The sequence below is a fragment of the Microthrixaceae bacterium genome (assembly GCA_023957975.1).
In the GTDB taxonomy this organism is placed as follows: Bacteria; Actinomycetota; Acidimicrobiia; order Acidimicrobiales; family Microtrichaceae; genus JAMLGM01.
This window is the reverse complement of the sequence record JAMLGM010000009.1, coordinates 36,607-53,364: the sequence shown is the minus strand read 5'-3', so window position 1 is coordinate 53,364 and position 16,758 is coordinate 36,607. Positions and strand designations below refer to the sequence as shown.

Sequence of the window (16,758 nt, the reverse complement as noted above, 5' to 3'; positions counted from 1 at the left end):
ATGCGCATCTTCGTCACCGGATCGAACGGGCAACTCGGGACCGAGTTGATGCAGCGGCTGGGCGACAGCCATCACGAAGTGGTCGGGGTCGACGTCGACACCTGCGACATCACCGATCGCGACCAGATTCTTTCCGCCATCACCCAGTTCGCCCCCGATGCGATCATCCACGGTGCGGCCTTTACCGCAGTCGACCGCTGCGAGGCCGAACCCGATGTGGCGTTTCGCGTCAACTCGCTGGCGACACGCTTCATCGCCGATGCGGCAACGAAGGTCGGGGCGCACGTGGTGTACGTGTCGACCGACTACGTCTTCGATGGCACCAAGGGCACCCCTTATGTCGAATGGGACATCCCCAACCCGAGGTCGGTGTACGGCGCGTCCAAGCTCGGTGGTGAGCTTGAACTCGATCCGGCATGGACCGTGGCCCGGACCTCGTGGGTCTGCGGCCTGCACGGCAACAACATGGTCAAGACGGTGCTGCGGGTGGCGGCCGAACGCGACGAACTCACCTTCGTCAGCGACCAGTACGGCCACCCGACCTTTGCGGGAGACCTTGCCTCGAAGCTCATCGAGCTGGCTGTCGGCCGGGCCCGCGGGGTGCACCACGTCACCAATCAAGGCGCCGTGAGCTGGTACGAGTTCGTCCAGGACATCCTCGAAGCCGGTGGGCACAGCCGCGACAAGGTCCGCCCGATCACGACTGCGGAGTTTGAGGCGGCACGCCCAGCGGACGCCCCGCCGATGGCCGAGCGCCCGGCGTATTCGGTCCTCGACAACTTCGCTTTGCGTAACAGTGGGTTCGGCGAACTGCGGGACTACCGCGAGCCGCTCGCCGAAGTGGTTTCTGCGCTGCAGGCGCGCTGACAGCGACGCCCGCGTTCGCGGTTCGGGTCTGGTCCGCCGTGTCGGAGAACCCGCTGTGTCAACGTCTATGCTCTTGCGCGTGCCAAGTACACCTGACGTGACGGCCCCGACCTATGACGAGCAGTATTACGCCTCGTACGGAGGGGTGAATTACGCCGAGTCCACGGAATTTGCGGCGCTGTTCCATCATTTCGCCGATCGGGTCGTGGCGACGCTGAATCCGACCAAAACCCTCGACGCGGGCTGTGCGATCGGTCGGTTCGTGGAGGCGCTGCGCGCCCGTGGCGTCGAGGCGTACGGGTTCGACGTGAGTGACTATGCGATCGGCCAAGCGGACCCCTCGATCGGCGAGTACGTGTGGGTCGGCTCCCTGACCGAAGCACTTCCCGACACCTACGACCTCATCACATGTATCGAGGTGATCGAGCACCTTCCCGCCGCGGAGGCTCCGGTGGCGGTTGCCAACCTTTGTGCGGCGACGGATCGGATCTTGTTGTCGTCGACTCCCTATGAGTACGAGGAGCCGACGCATCTCAACGTGCAGCCGCCGGAGTACTGGTCGGCTCTCTTCGCCGCCGAGGGGTTCTTCCGCGTCGTCGATTTCGACGCGACGTTCATCAGCCCGTGGGCGGTGCTCTATGAGCGTCGGCCTGCGCAGTGGGCAGACCGGGTACGCGACTACGACCGATCGTTCTGGCGCCTTCGCGACGAGAACGTCCGTCTTCGCAACGCGTTGCTCGAAGCGACCTCCAACGGCGGATCAGGTGATCCGGACATCACTCGCGCTGACGTGCTCGAGTGGCGTGAGCGGGCGCAGGAGGCTGACGCTCTTGGCCGGCGGGTGGACGAACTCGAGTCGCAGTTGCGCGAGGCACAACACGTGCGGCTGCGCGCCGTCGATGCGTCGGTGGCAGCGGAACGTAAGGCTGGTACTGCGCTCGGCCGAGTGCGGGAACTCGAGAGCGAGATCGCGCGTCTCCAATCGCTGGAGCACCGCTACAACGAGGTCATCAACTCCACCACGTGGCAGCTGACCTGGAAGGCGCTCACGCCCTACCGGGAGCTCCGTCACCGGTCGGGTCGGTGACCGCAATGACCCCGCGTGTTTCCATCGTCACTCCGATCTACAACACCCCTGAGCCCGTGTTCCGGGCAATGGTCGAATCGGTGAGATCCCAGAGCTTCGTCGACTGGGAACTGTGCCTGGTCGACGACAAGTCGCCGTCGCCTCATGTCCGCCCGCTACTCGAGGAGTATGCGGCGCTCGACCCGAGGATCAAGGTCGCCTACCGTGCCGAAAACGGTGGGATCGTGGCAGCGTCCAACGATTGTCTCGAACTTGCCTCCGGTGAGTTCGTCTCGTTCCTCGACCACGATGACGAGCTATACCCGGAGTGTCTCGCCAAGGTCTCGGCGGTGATCGACGCCCACTACGAGGACATCGACTACATCTACACCGATGAGGACAAGCTGACCGAGGACGGCTTTCGCCACAACCCGTTCTTCAAGCCGGACTGGTCTCCCGAGCGCTTCCGCTACCAGATGTACACCTGCCATTTCGCCACGATGCGGGCATCGCTCGTGCGCGAGGTCGGCGGATTCCGGGCCGAATACAACGGCAGCCAGGACTTCGACCTGGTCTTTCGCGTCACCGAGCGGGCGAGGCGGATCGTCCACATTCCCGAGATCCTGTATGGGTGGCGCATCATCAGCGGTTCGGCAGCAGGTGATGTCAACGCCAAACCGTACGCATGGATCGCCGGCCAGAAGGCCATCCAGTCGCATTGCGACCGGACCGGGTTCGAGGCCCATGTCACCCACGATTTGGCCCAACCCGGTTGGTACCGCCTCGAACCGCGCCTGACGCAGTCGCCCCTTGTCAGCATCGTGATTCCGACGGCCGGGAGCGCCAAGTTGATTCGCGGGGCCGTCGAGCCGGTGGCGACGGCTTGCCTTCGCACGATCGACGAGGTCTCGACCTACGAGAACTACGAGGTCGTCGTGGTCGCGGACATTCACACCGACCCGCGGGTGCGGGCGGTCGCCGAGGAACGCTTCGGCGGCCGACTGACGTGGGTCGAGTTCGACAAGCCGTTCAACTTCTCCGAGCAGATCAACCTCGGAGTCCTGAACTCGCGTGGAGATCACCTCCTGTTGTTGAACGACGACATTGAGATCACGACGCCCAACTGGATCGAGTCGATGCTGATGTACTCCGCCCAGGAGGCCATCGGCGCGGTAGGCGTGAAACTCGTCTACGGCGACGGACGCCTGCAACACGCCGGCGTGACCACGGCCAATGCCGAGTCCGGGCCGGCACATGTCTGCATGGGCTTCCCCGGTGATGCGCCGGGTTCATTCTCGGTACTACGGCTGGGGAACAACTACCTAGCAGTGACTGCGGCAGCGATGATGACGCGACGCGACGCGTTCTTCGAGGTGGGAGGATTCAGCGAGCAGTTTCCGTCCTCCTACAACGACGTCGATTATTGCCTCAAGCTTCGCGAGACCGGGTACCGGGTCGCGTTCAACCCCGAGGTCGAGCTGGTGCATCACGAGTCCGCGAGCCGCGATCACAACGTCTCGCCGGTGGAGACCCGTGACTTCAATGAACGGTGGAGCCACTACATCGGAAACGATCCGTTCTACAACCCGAATCTGGTGTTCAACCCGAGCGACTTCGGAATCCCGGGATCCTACGTTTTGAATGAACGCCGTCCTGCGGTGAGGAGCTGATGGTCGTCTCCAACTCTCCGGTGCGTATCTGGCAGTACCGGAACCTCATCTACCACCTTGCTCAGCGGGACCTCAAGGCTCGTCACAAGAAGAGCATCCTGGGCTGGCTGTGGTCGCTCATCAACCCGGCAGCGACGCTCGGTATCTACACGCTTGTGTTCGGCGTCTTCCTGAAGGTCGAGCCGCCCGTCGCTGGCGATGGTTCCACCAAGGTCTTCGCGTTGTACCTGTTCTGCGCTCTGATCGCCTGGAACTTCTTCAACTCGGTTATCAATGGCTCGATGATGGCCTTCCAAGCGTCCGGCGGCATGCTCACCAAGGTGTACTTCCCTCCGGAATGCCCAGCGATCGCGAACATGTGCGTGGCGTTGGTCCAGTTCGGAATTGAGCTGTGTATCGCGCTGGCGTTCCTGATCGGCCTGGGAGTCGTCTCGTGGACTGCGGTGTTCGCGCTCGTGACGATTGTGCAGTTGGCGATGTTCTCGATCGGAATCGGCCTCGTTGTGAGCCTGTGGAATGTTCGGTATCGCGACGTGAGCTACCTCATCGGGATCGGACTGCAGTTGCTTTTCTACGCGACGCCCATCGTCTATCGGGCCGAGATCATTCCCGAGAAGCTGGGCGGATGGTTCCCGATCCGTCGGGTCTTCGAGTTGAACCCCATGACGCAGTTCGTGACGAACATGCGTAAGGCGTTGTACACGCTGGAAGCGCCCTCTCTGGGGAATCTTGCCGTGATGAGTGTCGTTTCGCTCGTGGTGGCGTGTGGCGGGTGGCTGCTGTTCGCCCGGTCGGCACCCGGCGTGATCGAGGAGTTGTGATGGCTGACGCAGCGATCTCCGTCGAGGGCGTCTCGAAGCAGTTCCGGCTCTACACCGAGAGCACCCGGTCGATCAAAGAACAGTTCACGCGCCGCAAGACCGGCCGCTACAACGAGTTTTGGGCGCTACAGGACGTCGACCTGACGGTTGAACGGGGCGAGGTTTTCGGTTTCGTCGGCCACAACGGTTCGGGTAAATCGACCCTGTTGCGCTGCATCGCCGGGATCTACCGGCCGACGAAGGGCCGGGTCGCCACCAACGGGCGCATCTCGGCCCTCCTCGAACTCGGTGCCGGGTTTCACCCGGAGCTGACTGGGCGCGAGAACATTTTCATGAACGCGACCATCCTCGGCTTCTCGCGTTCCGAGATCGAGCCGCTCGTGCCGAAGATCGCCGAATTCACCGGGCTCGGTGAGTTTCTTGACGTACCGGTCAAGGTGTACTCCTCGGGCATGTTCGTGCGGCTCGGTTTCGCCGTCGCGGTCAATGTCCAGCCGGAGATCCTGATCATCGACGAGGTGATCGCCGTCGGTGACGAGGAGTTCCAACGCAAATGCTTCGAGCACCTCTATCAGCTCCGCAAACAGGGAGTCACCATCGTGATGGTGTCTCACGGGTTGGGACTGATCCAGACGATGTGTGATCGTGCGATGTGGCTCGAACGGGGCAAGGTGCAGTCCATCGGGCCGGCTCTCGAGGTCGTCGAGGACTACATCCACAAGGTCAACCGCGACGAGACCCAGTCCGACGTTGCGGCGCCTACGGGTGGAATGGCGGAGTACGGGCGCCAGGGATCCGGCGAGATCGCGGTGACCTCGGTTCAGTTCCTCGACGGGACCGGCGACCAGGTCGGCTTTTTGCCCTCGCGTGATCCGTTGACGATCCGGATGTTCTACCGGGCGTCCGAACCCGTCGAATCCCCCGCCTTCGCGATCTCGGTCCACTCCGATGCAGGTTTCCACCTGACCGGTCAATGGTGTGGGGAAGATTTTGGACGCGTGAGCGGTGAGGGGTATGTCGACTTTCACATCGACGACATGCGCTTGATGCCCGGTGATTGGGAGGTGTCGACGTCGATCTACGACCGCAACCGCGGCCACGTGTTCGATCGGCTCGAACGGGCGTTTCACCTCACCATCCGTCCCAACGGGGACAGCGATGCGTTCGGGCATGTGAAGACCATCGGTGAGTGGTCGATCCACCGTGGCGCGTCCTGAGCCGAGACACCCTGAGCCGGGATGCCGGCGCTGAGGCTAGCGCTCGAGGTGGCCGCAGGGTGTCAGGTTCCTCGGAGAAAGTCGATGAGCCGCTGTGGGTCGACGGGCTCGGCGTGTTCAAGAGGTTCGATTGGGGCCTCTCCGTTCAGCCACGCCTGTACGAGTGGGGCGCTGAGAGGCTTGTGATGACGGCGGTGACCGCCCTCGGGGGAACCGGGGGCGCTCGCGACGGCGACGTCTGGTGTGGCGGCACGCCACCAACGAGCCCGCCGCGGCTGGGTCAGCGGGGAGGACAGGCACACGACAAGATCTCCAGACTGGCAGTATCGCCACAATGACCGCTCATCGGGGCGAATGACGATCTCGGCGTCACCGAGCCTGAGTTTGACGGCTTCGTCGAGTTCGTCGGCGCTCACCACGAGTCGGATACCGGTGCCAAGCTGGGCCTTGAGTGAGCCCACTGTCTCGATCGTTGCTTCCCAGGCCACGCGGTCGGCGGCGACATCGACATCGAAGATGATCGAGCGTGTAGTCGTCGGCTGAGCGGCAGGACCACCAGGGGCGGGAGCAGGGCGGGGAACAGCGACGATGTGCGGTTCGATGACTAACGACCTACCGCCGAGTGCGGCGTGAGCCGATGCTGTCGCGGCGTTGTTGCAGAGGAGATCGAGGTCACGAATCACCTCGTCGGGGTCGACGGCGATGGCGAGGCCTCGACGCGCATCGGCCGCGACGAGTGGACGGATGGCCGGGTCGATCGCCACGAGGGCATCGCCGTCGGGAAGCGGCCGTTCGGCGTGGGGTCCGAGGTGGACGACGCGGTGCACCGGGGCGCTCCGGGATGCGCCGGACACGATGGACCCGAACCACAGCGGGTCCTCGATCGCAGCGACGGCGAACACCGACTCAATGCCCATGTGGGCGAGGCGGGCGGCCACCTCGAGCGCGATCTCGACGTGAGGGTCGGTCGGTCCGGTGAGATGGCTGGCGACCCAGACCACTGTCGACAGCGGACCGTCGACACGTCGGTGGGCCGCGGCAGGGAGCTCGTTCCACGCGGCCTGGATGGCGGGTGCGGGCAGGTCGTCGTCGAGTCGCGGATCGAGGCGGCGATGGAAGTGCTGTTCCATCAGTTGTAGAGGTGTCGGATCCCAGGGGCGGGTCCATGACGGTTCCGGACCGATGATGCGCAGGTTCGGACTGAAGCGCGGGTCTCCCGCTGCGATCCAGTGTCGAAAGCGCCAGTAGCTGCGAAACGTGTCGTCCCACACGGTGGTGTTGCCTCGGGTTACCGACTCAAAGTGGCGCAGGCGGGCCCCCGAGGTGAGTACGTTGCGCGCGCCGCTGCGCAGCGCGTCGATGGAGAGTTCGACGTCGTTCCCGGTCAGCACGAGACGTTCGTCGAAGCCTCCGATCTCGTCGAAAAGCCGACGTTCGAGCGCCGCGCACGCTCCGGTGACGGCGGAGACGGTGCGGGTGAATCCGGCCGGTCCGGCGACCGTTTCGGTGCCTGGGGCGAGTTTCAAGAAATAGTGATCCGCCATGCCGTGATGCGACAGGCGGACCCCTGCGTGCTGAAGAGTGCCGTCCTCGAAGAGAAGTTGAGCCCCGACGACACCGACGCCGTCCCGGGTTGCCCAGCCGACGAGGTTGGTCAGCCAGTCGTGTGACAGCGCCTCGGTGTCGTCGTTGAGGAAGACGAGCACAGCGCCGGTGGTCGCCGCTGCGCCGGCGTTGTTGACGGCCGAGTAGTTGAACGGTTCCTCGGTCCACCACATGACGCGGAGGTCGAGGGTGCCCGTGTGGTCGCGGTACCACGAGGCCTTTTCCTCGCTGTGGCCGGAGTTGTCCACGATCACGACGTCGAAGTTGGGGTAGTCGGTCGCTTCGAGGCTGGGCAGCAGTCGCTCCAACATGGGTCGGTTGCAGCGCGACGGGACGATGATCGACACCGACGGTGGCGAATCCAGCGTCCACTCGAGGTCGATGTGGGTTTGACGGTGCACCGCCTTGGCCGGCCACCCGTGGCGTTCGAGCCAGTGATTGATGAAGGCGTCTGCCCCGTCGGGGGCATCGAGCGGGCGAACGGCCAGGTGGCCCAGAACATCAGGAATGTGTTCGACCCGCGAGTCGTCGAGATCGGAGCGCAGGACAAGGTCCCACCACGCGGCGTCGCCGTCGGTCGGGTGGAAGCCGCCGGAGCGCGTGAACATGTCGGCGCGCAGCGCGAACGAGCGTCCCAGCGTGTTGAAACACAGCAGAGTGTCGGGGGCCCAGCCGTCTCGGAACCTCGGCGAGGTTGCGCCGAGATCGTCGTCCCAGCTGACGAGTTCGACGTCGGGGCGTCGCCACCACGCATCGAGAACCCTGCGAGCCGTGTCCGCCTCGATGACGTCGCCGGCGCGCACGATGATGACGAAGGTCTCGAGGTCGGCACCGCATGACGACGGCGACCACTCGACGGCGTCGGCGTCCACAACCTCGAGGCGGGCTACCGCGCCGTGCTGTGATCGCACCGATGCGGCGGTGCGCTCGAGCGATGTCGCCGACGTATCGGGTTGCACGAAGGCGACAACGAGCACCGATCCCCGTTCGGCCGGGCGCGAGGATGCCGGTCGGGGAGCGCTGCGCCGTGAGTCCAACCATTGAGCGTAGGGGTACTCCCGCTCGGGCTTTCGACGGGTGCCGCCGTAGCGCAGCGGAACGAGCGAGCGGGCAGCGCGCAGCGCTGTGAGCGCGCGTTCAGCGCATCGTCGCGCCATCGTCCCTTCGGGGAGCCGTTCGTTCATCGCCTCCCGTATCCGGTCCCGACGCGTTGGAGGAGGAACCGGCAGCGCTCGTCGCTGGTCATCGGTCATGGGAGGGTGGCTCCGGCAGACGACGAGCAGACGTTCGGGCGGAGAGCACACCGAAACGTTAGCAGCCGTGGGGTTTCGCGCTCGGACCTCCTGGCGACGCCAGGGCGCCCGAGGGGTGATCTCGCGGTGCGGTGCCGCCGGTAGCCTTGGCCCCATGACGCTGCGCTTTGTGATCATCGGTGGTGGGCCTGCGGGGGTGCAGGCGGCGACGGTGGCGGCCCGCCTGGGCGCCAAGGTCACGCTGATCGAACGCGACGTGATCGGCGGCGCCGCGAATCTGTGGGACTGCGTGCCGTCGAAGGCGATGATCGCCACCGGAGGTGCGGTGGGAGAACTGGCCAAGGCCGAGTCGATGGGGCTGCAGCCGGCGCAGGGCCACGTCGATCTGGCCGCGCTCAAGACCCGCATCTCCACCATCACCGCCACCCTCGAACGTTCCGGTCGTCAGCTGCTTGAAAGCCAGGGTGTTCGCATCATCATGGGCACCGGACGACTCGTGGGCGAGCACCGGGTCGAAGCGCACACCGTCGATGGGGCGGTGGAGGAGATCGAGGCCGACGCCATCTTGGTGTCCACCGGATCGCGCCCACGGATCCCCGAGTTCGCCCAGCCCGATGGTGATCGGATTCTCACCACACGAGACGCCTACCCGCCCCGGGAGATCCCCGAACATCTGGTCGTGATCGGCTCCGGGGTGACCGGCGTGGAGTTCGTGCACATGTTCTTGTCGCTCGGGTCCAAGGTCACGCTCGTGGTCAGTCGCAATCAGGTGCTGCCGCAGAAGGATCCCGAGGTGGCGGCGGTGCTCGAGGAGGACTTCGTCAGCCGCGGGGTCAAACTGCTCAAGGGCGCCCGAGCGGTCGGCATCGAACGCAACGACTCGGGGGTCAGCGTGATCTGCGACGACGGTCGGATCGCGGCCGGCAGTCATGCGTTACTGGCCATCGGGTCGATTCCCAATTCCGAGGGCCTCGGCCTGGCGGAGGTCGGCGTCGAGATGGACGGCGGGTACGTCACTACGGTGGATCACCACCTGCGCACCTCGTTGCCGCACATCTACGTTGCCGGCGACCTCTCCGGCAAGCTGCCGCTCAGTTCGGTGGCCTCGATGCAGGGGCGAAAGATCGCCGAACACGTCATGGGCATGCACATCGTGTCGCATCGCCATCTCGACTACGACAAGGCGGCCTCCGCGATCTTCACCGACCCGGAGATCGCGGACGTCGGCCTCGCCGAAGCGGACGCGTTCGCCGAGGGACGCAAGGTGCGGGTCACCAAGGTGCCGTTCGCCACCACCGCGAAGGCCCTCATCAACAACGACAGCCGCGGGTTCGTCAAGCTGGTCAGCGACCCGGCGACGGGCGTGGTGCTGGGGGGCTCGATCGTCGGGCGTCACGCGGCGGAGCTCATCTCGGTCATCGCGGTGGCGGTCAATGCCGGGCTTCGGGTCAACGACATCGCCGAAAGCCTGCTGGTCCATCCGGCCCTCGCGGAAGCCCTGATGGAGGCCGCCGAGTAGCCTGCGGTACCCATGTTCCCGCCAGATCCGCCGCATCCGGAACGCACGCGCCCAATCGGGAGTTTCGCCGACCCCGCAGCGGGAACGGTGCCGACCTTGGCGGTGCGCGTCGGAGCCAAGATCTTCGACCTGTTGATTCAGGGGATCCCGGGGGCGGTGCTGTCGGCGGTGTTCGTCGACTGGGGCGACGGCGACGTGGTCGCGATAATGGCAAGTGTGCCGCTGTGGGTGCAGATGGTGAGCGCGTTCGTGCCCGTCCTCTACGACTTCGTGTCGGTGGCCGCCACTGGTCGGACGTTCGGCAAGGCGTTGTTCGGTATCCGGGTCGTGCGCATGGTCGACGGCGGACGGGTGGATATCAGCCGCTCGCTCATGCGCGCGATCGTTCCGGCACTGGGCGGGATTCTCGCCCTGGGGTTGCCCTTCGGCGGCTTGTGGATCGTGTGGCAGCCCGTCGTGTACGCCCGGGTCTTCTATGACCCGCAGCGACGCGGCCTGCACGATCGCGCCGCCGGGTCGATCGTGCTGTACGACTGACCCGGCGGCAGCGTGACTACTCGATGACCGCCAGCACGTCGCCCGAGCCGACCGCCTGACCGGCCTCGACACTGAGCGTCGCAATCGTGCCGTCCTTGTCGGCGACGATGGCGTTTTCCATCTTCATCGCCTCGAGCACGCAGATCGTGTCGCCCTCGGTCACCGTGTCGCCCACGGCGGCGACGACCTTGACGATCGTGCCTTGCATCGGCGCCACGAGCGTCCCGGACCCCTTCGCCGGGCCGGCCGCTGCGCCGGAACCGCGCTTGGCCTTCTTCTTCTTGGCGCCACCACCGGCTCCTGCGCCCCCGCCGAGGCCGGCACCTTCGGGAAGGTACATGGCGACGGAGAATCGCTTGCCGTTCACCTCGACGTCGACCGTGCGGCGAACCTTCGGCTCGTCGTCCTCGTCGGAGGCCGCGACCGGATCGACGCCGACGCCCGTGAGGTCGAGCCCGCTTTCCACCCACTTGGTGGAGTGTTCGAATGCCTGAAATTCGGGGGCCTTCAAGATGGCGAGGTCGGCGGGAATGGTCGTCGCCACGCCCTCGATGACGAACTCCTCGAGCGCGCGGATCGTGCGGTTGATCGCGGTCTGGCGATCCTTGGCCCACACGACCAGCTTGCCGGCGAGGTTGTCGTAGTACTGCGAGATCTCGTCGCCTTCTTCGTAGCCACCGTCCCACCGCACGCCGATGCCGGAGGGAACTCGGAGCTTGTCGATCTTGCCGGGGGAGGGCAGGAACTTGCCCTCGGCGACGTTCTCGGCGTTGATGCGCACCTCGATGGCGTGGCCGTGGATCTCGATGTCGTCCTGGGTGAACGGCAGCGGCTCGCCCGATGCGACACGCAGCTGCAATTCCACGAGGTCCTTGCTGGTGACCTCTTCGGAGACGCAGTGTTCGACCTGCAGGCGCGTGTTCATCTCGAGGTAGAAGAAGCCGCCATCCTCGTAGAGGAACTCGACGGTGCCGGCGTTGACGTAGTCGCAGCCCTTGGCGACGGCCACCGCCGCCTCGCCCATCTGGGTGATGATCTCGGCGGGGATGTTCGCGGCCGGCGCTTCTTCGATGAGCTTCTGGTGACGCCGCTGGGCCGAGCAGTCGCGGGTGCCGAGATACACGCAGTTGCCGTGTTCGTCGGCGAGGATCTGGACCTCGACGTGGCGCGGCTTGGTGAGGTAGCGCTCCATGTAGCACTCGTCGCGGCCGAAATACGCGAGGGCTTCACGTTGGGCTGACTCGAGTGCGTCGGCGGCCTCGTCGGCCGAGTTGACGACCTTCATGCCGCGACCGCCGCCCCCATACGCCGCCTTGATGGCGACAGGGAAGCCGTGTTCGTTGCCGAAGTCGATGATCTTTTGCGGGTCGGTGAGGATGTCGGTGGTGCCCGGAACGCCGAACACGCCTACCTTCTCCGCGGCGAGGCGTGCGGAGATCTTGTCGCCCATGACGTCGATCGCCTCGGGGCGCGGCCCGATGAACTTCACGCCCATCTCGGTGATGGCCTTGGCGAAGTCGCTGTTCTCGGAAAAGAAGCCATAGCCGGGGTGCACGGCCTCGGCACCGGATTGCTTGATGACCTCGAGCAACTTGTCGGTATTGATGTAGCTCTCGGCGGCGGTCTGCCCGCCGAGGGCATAGGCCTCATCGGCGAGTCGCACGTGCAGCGCGTCCCGGTCGAGGTCGGAGTAGACGGCGACGGTGGAGATGCCCAGTTCCTTGCATGCCCGAATGACTCGGACGGCGATCTCACCACGGTTTGCGATCAGGACTTTGGAAAACACGCTCTATCGTGGCCGAATGGACCTCACGCGTGCCACATCAGCGCTTGCCGGGACCCGATTTTCCCGGATTACCTGGGTCGGCGAGACGGGTTCGACCAACGCCGACCTCCTCGACGCGGCACGGCGCGGGGAAGGCGAGCAGGTGCTCGGCGCCGAATTCCAAACGGCGGGTCGCGGCCGCCTGGGTCGCGACTGGAGCGCGGGTGCCGGTGCGTCGATTCTGTGTTCGGTACTCGTTCGTCCCGCCCCGGAGACCTCGAGTCCCCACCTGGCGACGGCCGCGGTTGGGTTGGCGGCTGCGGAGGCGATTGAACACGTGGTCGGCTGGCGGGTCGGGATCAAGTGGCCCAATGACCTCGTGGCCGCTGCGGCATCGACCGGGACCCATGACGACCGCAAGCTGTCGGGAATACTTGCCGAGGCGGTCGTCGTGGACGGGCGTGTCGATGCGGTCGTCGTCGGCATCGGCATCAACGTGAACTGGCCCGAGATGCCCGCCGAACTGAGTGATACGGCAACGGCGCTGAATCACCTCGCGGGCCATGACGTCGATCGAACCGACGTGGTGATCGAGCTGATCCGACGCACCGCCATGCACCTCGACGCAGCGGCAGGTCCCGACGGACGGGTTGGGTTGCGCGATGCGGTGAGCGCCCGCTCGGCGACGTTGGGTCGGCGTGTTCGAATCGAGCAACCAAACGGATTGTTGGAAGGCACGGCCGTCGCAGTCGGCCCCGACGGGGAACTCGTTGTCGAGACCGCGACGGGTCCGGTGACCGTGTCGGTGGGCGACGTGGTGCACCTACGGCCCATCTGAGGCGGCAGGACCGTCAGGGGTCGAGGCGCTCGGCGACGCGCTCCAGCCACACCTCGCGCGCTCGCGTCGTCAAGGGGCCCGGCGCGAGGGGGAGCACCAGGTCGCCCATCGCGGTCACGGGCTGCACCTCTCGTGCGGTCGATACCAGGAACATCTCGGTCGCGTCGCCGAGGGAATTGACCGGGATGTCCTGCTCGGTGCCGACCCCGGCTTCGAGGAGCAGCGCCCGCGTGATGCCGTCGAGGCACCCCGAGTGCAGCGGTGGGGTGACGAGTCGGTCGCCGAAGCCGACGAACACGTTCGAACCGGTGCCCTCGCACAGATCTCCGACCGTGTTGGCGAACAGTGCCTCCGAGGCGCCCGACTCGGCGGCGGCCGCAAGCGCCACGACGTTTTCCCCATACGAGGTGGACTTCACCCCGGCGAGGGCGCCCCGCTCGTTGCGGGTGTAGCCCACGAGCACCACCGTCGTCGGGGCGACGCGGACTTCGCCGGGTCGCACGGCGACGATCAGTCGAGGCGTGAGCTCGTCGCGGTTCGACCCCAACGGTCCCGGTCCGGCTGTCAGCGTGACGCGCAGGAACCCGTCGCCCTCGTGGGTGGCGACCACCTCGGCGATCGCGGCGCGAACCACCTCATCGGACGGGGCGGGAATTTTCATGGCGTCGGCCGAACGGCGGAGTCGCTCAAGGTGGCGGGACAACGCGAACGGCCCGGAGTCGGTCAGCTTGATGGTCTCGAAAACGCCGTCGCCGACGGTGATGCCGTGGTCGTCGTAGGGCACGCGCGCGGCGTCGGCCGACACGAGGTGGCCGTCGATCCAGACGCTCGGGTTGGTCGGGTTGCTCATGTGGTGTCTCCTCGTGAGGTCGTCGCCGAGGCGACCCCGAGGAGTCGTCTCGCCTTGAGTTCGGTTTCGTTCCATTCGCCGGTCGGGTCGGATCCCCACGTGATTCCGCCGCCGGTGCCGAAGTTCAACTCGTCGCCCTCGATCCAGAAGGTCCGGATAGCGACGTTCAGTGCGCCTCGGCGGGAGTCCGCATCGACCCAGCCGATGGCACCGCAGTACACGCCGCGCGAGTCGGGTTCCAGCCGATCGATGATCGAACACGCGCTGATCTTGGGTGCACCCGTGACAGATCCCGGGGGAAACGTCGCGCCGATGGCATCGGCCCATCCGAGGCCGGAACGGAGGCGTCCTTCAACGGTCGACACCAGGTGGAACAGCCCCGGATGCTCTTCGGTCGCCAGCAGGGACGGCACCGTCACCGTTCCCCAGTCGCACACCATGCCGAGGTCGTTGCGCACGAGGTCGACGATCATGACGTTCTCGGCGCGGTCCTTGTCGAGGAACTCCTCCGGGGTCGGCGCCGTACCTTTGATCGGCGACGAGCGCACGACGTCGCCGTCGCGGGCGAGAAAGAGCTCGGGAGAGGCCGACGCCACCGCAATGTCGTGGTCGGGCAGCGACACGACCGCGCTGAATGGGGCCGGGTTTCCCAGCGCCAGCGCGGCGCCGAGTGCCTCGATGCGTTGGTGCTCAGGGTCGGTGAGGCGGGCACGAAGTCGGCGGGTGAGGTTCACCTGGTAGACGTCGCCCGCAGCGATGGACTCGCGGATGGAGCGGACTCCGGCCACGAACCCGTCGCGGTCGAGGCTGCTGTGCCATGAGTCGAGCGCCGGTCCGCGCCACGGTGCCCCGGCCCAGGGCACAGCGGGGCGCACCGTCGCGAACCGTGCGCAGACCGCCTCGCCGTCGTAGGGGATGACCACTGCCCAAAAGCCGCTGGAATCGAGTGCGGTGAAGTCGGAGGTGACATCGGCGAGTTCGGAGCACAAACGGTCGCCGACAACGGCGACGGGTGCGGGGTCGAAACGCTTGGCCACCGCCCCGACACTAGGGCAGCCGTGGAAGCGTCAGTCGGTGCGCGGCGTTCTCAGGTGCCAGCCTCAGGTGACGCCATAGCCACGGGTAGGATCGCCCACCATGGGTAACCGCCGTCGACGTCGCGGACGTCGCAGTTGGGGTCAACGCCTCCTCATCGCGTTCAACTCGCTGCTGGCACTCGCCTGCCTGGCAGCGGCCGGAGCATTTCATGTGGCGCGGGCCAAAGCTGCCGAAGTCCCCGTGTATCACATCGACTCGATCGCGAACGCCCGGATCTCCGATACCGAAGTGCGCAACATCTTGATGGTGGGCACCGACGATTCGTCGGGGCTCGATGACGACGACCCCACGAAGAAGGGTCGTGGTTCCGAGCATCTCGCCGACACGATCATGATCCTGCGGGTCGACCCGGTGGCCAAGACCGCCGCGATCCTGTCGATCCCGCGAGACACCTGGGTTCCGGTCGCTCCGAACTGGTCGAGCACCAAGATCAACGGTGCCCTCAACCGCACCGAAGGCCCGAAGCAACTGATCGCCACGATCCGCCACAGCTTCGGGATCTCGATCGACAACTACGTCGAAGTCGACCTCGGCGGTTTCAAGGAGGTGTACCGGGCACTTGGTGGCATTCGCGTCTACAACAAGTACCCGATCAAGGACCCCAAGACGAGCCTGTGGCTGCCCGAGACCGGCTGCATCACCCTCGACCCCGAACAGGCCTTGGCGTACGCCCGAACCCGCGACCTGTGGTGGCAGGACAGCGACACCTACACCAAGGGCGGGAAGTGGAAGCACGACACCACGGTGGATTACGGCCGGATCGCCCGACAGCAGGACCTGATCAAGCAGACGGCCCAGTCGGCCATCGAGCGTGGGATTCGAAACCCGATCACCGCGTACAAGCTCGTGAATGCGGCGATCGGGTCGGTGACCACCGATGACACGATCAACGCAGACTGGGTCGTCGATCTCATCCAGACCTTCCGGGAGTTCCCGGTCGACCAGCTCGCAACGCATCGTTTGCCGACGAGTTCAACGAACAAGGGCGGAGCGTCGGCCGAGAGCGTGCAGTGGGATGAAGCGGCCGACCTGTTGCGCTTCTTCCGCGGCGTGCCGGCCGAGGGTGAGGTGAGGGCTAGCGATGTGATCGTGTCGGTGCCCGATTCCTTCGAAGCCGCCGACGGCTTGGTTTCAGCGCTCGACGGAGCGGGTTTCGACGCGACGGCGGAGAGCGCCAAGGCCTTCAACGGGTCGACCACCGCCAAGAAGGACACGATTCGCTACGGGGCCGACGGAGCGGAAGCGGCAGCGGTGTTGGCGGCCCATCTCGACCTGGACCCGGCCCGCGAGATCGAGTTCGTGTTGGACGAGGACCTTCCTGGGCGGCGTCTCGAGTTCATCCCGAGACTCAACAGCGAACCGTCGCTTCGTCCCGAGCCGCTGCCGACCGACATGGTTCGTCAAGCGGCGGAGATCGTCGTGCCGACCACGACGACCACGACGACCACGACGACCACCATGAGGACCAGCCAGGCGGGTAATCACCCATCGACGACCGACGCGTCGGCAACTACAACGTCGGTGGCGGAGACGGTGGTCGGAAATACGACGACCACCTCTAGCCTTGACCAAGATGAATCGGAACCGGCAACGGTCGGTATGATCCCGTTCGATGCTGCGATGGCAGCGTCATGTCGGTAAACCCGACCGGG

13 protein-coding genes are annotated in these 16,758 nt (G+C 65.7%); 9 read left to right on the top strand and 4 right to left on the bottom strand.

The genetic code is table 11. The features are described from left to right. From rfbD to M9952_12965, 5 genes are all read left to right on the top strand, one after another. Positions 1-867: a dTDP-4-dehydrorhamnose reductase gene (gene rfbD, locus M9952_12985; protein MCO5313838.1), complete on the top strand. Its 867-nt coding sequence runs from the start codon at positions 1-3 to the stop codon at positions 865-867. A gap of 79 nt (positions 868-946) precedes the next feature. Then, complete coding sequence (locus M9952_12980; GenBank protein ID MCO5313837.1) at positions 947-1,954, top strand: methyltransferase domain-containing protein; 1,008 nt, start codon at positions 947-949, stop codon at positions 1,952-1,954. A 5-nt stretch (positions 1,955-1,959) separates the two neighbouring features. After that, complete coding sequence (locus M9952_12975; protein MCO5313836.1) at positions 1,960-3,603, top strand: glycosyltransferase; 1,644 nt, start codon at positions 1,960-1,962, stop codon at positions 3,601-3,603. Next, positions 3,603-4,424: an ABC transporter permease gene (locus tag M9952_12970; protein MCO5313835.1), complete on the top strand. Its 822-nt coding sequence runs from the start codon at positions 3,603-3,605 to the stop codon at positions 4,422-4,424. The genes M9952_12975 and M9952_12970 overlap by 1 nt, the downstream gene beginning before the upstream one ends. Continuing rightward, positions 4,424-5,641 (top strand): ABC transporter ATP-binding protein, encoded by a 1,218-nt coding sequence (locus M9952_12965; protein MCO5313834.1) that lies wholly within the window; start codon positions 4,424-4,426, stop codon positions 5,639-5,641. The genes M9952_12970 and M9952_12965 overlap by 1 nt, the downstream gene beginning before the upstream one ends. 62 nt (positions 5,642-5,703) lie before the next feature. Here M9952_12965 and M9952_12960 read toward each other — a convergent pair whose 3' ends face one another. Continuing rightward, a complete protein-coding gene (locus tag M9952_12960; protein MCO5313833.1) occupies positions 5,704-8,430 on the bottom strand; it encodes a glycosyltransferase in 2,727 nt (908 codons plus the stop codon). 223 nt (positions 8,431-8,653) lie between these two features. Between M9952_12960 and M9952_12955 the strand changes: the two genes are divergently transcribed. Both M9952_12955 and M9952_12950 read left to right on the top strand, forming a co-directional pair. Then, the gene (locus M9952_12955; GenBank protein ID MCO5313832.1) at positions 8,654-10,018 is read left to right on the top strand and encodes an FAD-dependent oxidoreductase; all 1,365 of its coding nucleotides are present in this window, start codon (positions 8,654-8,656) and stop codon (positions 10,016-10,018) included. A gap of 12 nt (positions 10,019-10,030) precedes the next feature. Beyond that, positions 10,031-10,555: an RDD family protein gene (locus M9952_12950; protein ID MCO5313831.1), complete on the top strand. Its 525-nt coding sequence runs from the start codon at positions 10,031-10,033 to the stop codon at positions 10,553-10,555. A 16-nt stretch (positions 10,556-10,571) separates the two neighbouring features. Here M9952_12950 and M9952_12945 read toward each other — a convergent pair whose 3' ends face one another. Next, entirely contained in the window at positions 10,572-12,341 is a 1,770-nt protein-coding gene (locus M9952_12945) for an acetyl-CoA carboxylase biotin carboxylase subunit (GenBank protein ID MCO5313830.1), read from the bottom strand. Between the two features lie 16 nt (positions 12,342-12,357). Between M9952_12945 and M9952_12940 the strand changes: the two genes are divergently transcribed. Next, positions 12,358-13,158, top strand: a complete 801-nt coding sequence (locus M9952_12940; GenBank protein MCO5313829.1) for a biotin--[acetyl-CoA-carboxylase] ligase — start codon at positions 12,358-12,360, stop codon at positions 13,156-13,158. A 13-nt stretch (positions 13,159-13,171) separates the two neighbouring features. On the opposite strand, the gene M9952_12935 is transcribed toward M9952_12940, so the two are convergent. Further along, the gene (locus tag M9952_12935; GenBank protein MCO5313828.1) at positions 13,172-14,008 is read right to left on the bottom strand and encodes an aminotransferase class IV; all 837 of its coding nucleotides are present in this window, start codon (positions 14,006-14,008) and stop codon (positions 13,172-13,174) included. After that, the gene (locus M9952_12930) at positions 14,005-15,045 is read right to left on the bottom strand and encodes a chorismate-binding protein (protein ID MCO5313827.1); all 1,041 of its coding nucleotides are present in this window, start codon (positions 15,043-15,045) and stop codon (positions 14,005-14,007) included. The genes M9952_12935 and M9952_12930 overlap by 4 nt, the downstream gene beginning before the upstream one ends. A gap of 100 nt (positions 15,046-15,145) precedes the next feature. Here M9952_12930 and M9952_12925 point away from each other — a divergent pair, with 100 nt between their 5' ends. Further along, the gene (locus M9952_12925) at positions 15,146-16,747 is read left to right on the top strand and encodes an LCP family protein (protein MCO5313826.1); all 1,602 of its coding nucleotides are present in this window, start codon (positions 15,146-15,148) and stop codon (positions 16,745-16,747) included. Positions 16,748-16,758: the final 11 nt, after the last annotated feature.